Source organism: Microcoleus sp. BR0-C5 (assembly GCF_036705045.1).
In the GTDB taxonomy this organism is placed as follows: Bacteria; Cyanobacteriota; Cyanobacteriia; order Cyanobacteriales; family Microcoleaceae; genus Microcoleus.
On record NZ_JAUBTR010000019.1, the window covers coordinates 103274 to 103643 of the forward strand.

Sequence of the window (370 nt, forward strand, 5' to 3'; positions counted from 1 at the left end):
TTGCTGTCGGAATTGGTGTGGGAGTTGGTGTTACCTCTGGTGTCGGAGTTGCTGTCGGAATTGGTGTGGGAGTTGGTGTTACCTCTGGTGTCGGAGTTGCTGTCGGAATTGGTGTGGGAGTTGGTGTTACCTCTGGTGTCGGAGTTGCTGTCGGAATTGGTGTGGGTGTAGGAGTTTCTGTAGGAGTTGCGGTAGGAGTTGGTGTAGGTGTTGGGGTAATATCGTTATCAGTGATATTAGCTGTGACTGAAGGTACGGTAATTCCGCTATAATTTGTATCCGTTGAAGTGGCTGTATGAGTAATAGTTCCAGTATGGTTTCCTTCGACTAATGTGTCATTAACAGCGGTGACTGTTACGGTTTGTGGTAT

General features: G+C 47.6%; 1 protein-coding gene. It reads right to left on the reverse strand.

All coding sequences use genetic code 11. The annotated features are described in order from the left end of the window. Window positions 1-370 (reverse strand): hypothetical protein (locus tag QUB08_RS12005; RefSeq protein WP_333224920.1); only part of this gene is annotated, 370 nt, incomplete at both ends.